Source organism: Mycobacterium talmoniae (genome assembly GCF_001854525.1).
GTDB classification, from domain to species: Bacteria; Actinomycetota; Actinomycetes; order Mycobacteriales; family Mycobacteriaceae; genus Mycobacterium; species Mycobacterium talmoniae.
In genome coordinates, this window is the sequence record NZ_MLQM01000327.1 from 1 (window position 1) to 1,643 (window position 1,643).

Annotated in this window: 3 protein-coding genes; all 3 read left to right on the top strand. The window is 70.9% G+C overall.

The window, feature by feature from the left end:
* Nucleotides 1-539: C40 family peptidase (locus tag BKN37_RS27075; RefSeq protein ID WP_131823726.1), on the top strand; the 539-nt coding region annotated here is incomplete at its 5' end.
* 49 nt (nt 540-588) lie between these two features.
* A complete protein-coding gene (locus BKN37_RS27080; protein WP_071030379.1) occupies nt 589-954 on the top strand; it encodes a DUF4226 domain-containing protein in 366 nt (121 codons plus the stop codon).
* 121 nt (nt 955-1,075) lie between these two features.
* Nucleotides 1,076-1,643, top strand: a 568-nt coding sequence (locus BKN37_RS27085; protein WP_131823727.1) for a DUF4226 domain-containing protein, incomplete at its 3' end; no start/stop codon positions are given.

Here is a 1,643-nt window from a genome sequence, read left to right on the forward strand (position 1 = left end):
ACGAGGCCCGCGCCGACGCGGCCACCACCCCGGATACCGCCTTGGCGCAGCGGGAGTTGATGCGACGCCGGGCGGCACGGCTGCGTGCCCAACGGGCCCATCTGCTGTGGGCGCGCCATCGGGCACGACGGCACCGGGCCGCGCTGCGCGGCTTGCAGTACCGGGTGCCGCACCGGCACGGGGTGCGGTTGCCGCCGGCCAACAGCCGGGCCGGGATCGCGGTGCGGGCCGCGCTGTCGCGGCTGGGCCGGCCCTATGTGTGGGGCGCGGCCGGGCCGCACCAGTTCGATTGTTCGGGCCTGACGCAGTGGGCCTACGGGCAGGCGGGGCTGCACCTGGACCGCACCACTTACCAGCAGATCCACCAGGGCATCGCGGTGCCGCGTGGCCAGGTCCGGCCCGGCGACTTGGTGTTTCCCAACGCCGGGCACGTGCAGCTGGCGATCGGCCACAACTTGGTGGTCGAAGCGCCGCATGCCGGTGCCTCGGTGCGGATCAGCCCATTGGGTGCCCACGTGCAGATCCGGCGCCCGGTGTGAGCCACCACGGTTGTTGTCGCCCGTCCGGTGAGCTGCGTACGGTGGGCAGATGCCCCAGCAGATCGGCCCCTCGGCGGCCGCCCTCGAGGCGTTGCGGGCCGCGTTGGCAACGCAGCGGGCCAGCGCAGCCCAGGCGGATCGCGTCCTGACCGACGTCCTCGCCGCTGCGCACGCCGCGGCCGTGGCGGGCGCCCAGCGGCTCGACGCTGTCGCCGCCGAGATCGACGCTGGCGTGGCCAACCCGACCGGATTCGCCGCCGATACCGCGTTGGGCGCGCGGGAATTTCAGAAGTTCCTGATCGCCAAACAGCGAGAAATCCTCGCCGTGGTCACCGAAGCCCACCAATTCGACGCGACGCAGCGGGACCGGGTCGAGGCGCTGCGCGCCGCCTACTCGGCCACGGGCGGGGGCTGACGCGCCAGCCCACCCCCAAGCCGGTTGGTGAATTGTTGGGCGCATCACCGCTGGGTACCGTCACCGCCATGGAGGGGTTGATGCGTGGCGCGCGCCCCGCGCGCTGGTGTTGACCTAGCCGATGGCAACGCCCGACGAGGTCCGCACCGCGGTGCAGCACGTGCAAAACTGCACCGGGCAGGAGGACGCCTGGCAAGCCGGGTTGACCTCCACCGAAGTGGCCATCGCCTTGGTGCCGTCCCTGGCGGTGGTGGCGACGCCCGAACAACTCGACGCGATCCTCGCCAAGATCCACCAGCAACGACCGTGGCTCTTCGACCCCAGCACCGGGGCGCCGATCACGCCGCCGGGCCCCGCGCCGGACCCGCCGGCTCCGACTGAGTCGGCACCGCCCGCCGATGACCGGCAAAGCGGTGCGGCAGCGGAGACGATGAAAGACGCCGAAGCCGCGCTGGCGCGGCTGAACTCCGACGTCGCCGAATTCGATCGGCAAATGCTTGAGGCAATCCTGCAGGCGCACAAGACGACCGAGGACGGCAAGAAGCAACTCGAGCAGCTGGAAATCGACATCGAGAACGCGGTCAAGACACGAAAATTGGACACCCCGCTGGGAGCCCGCGAATTCCAGCGGTACCTGATCGGCAAGCTCAACGACATCCTCGCCGTGGTGGCAGCGGAGAACGACCTGT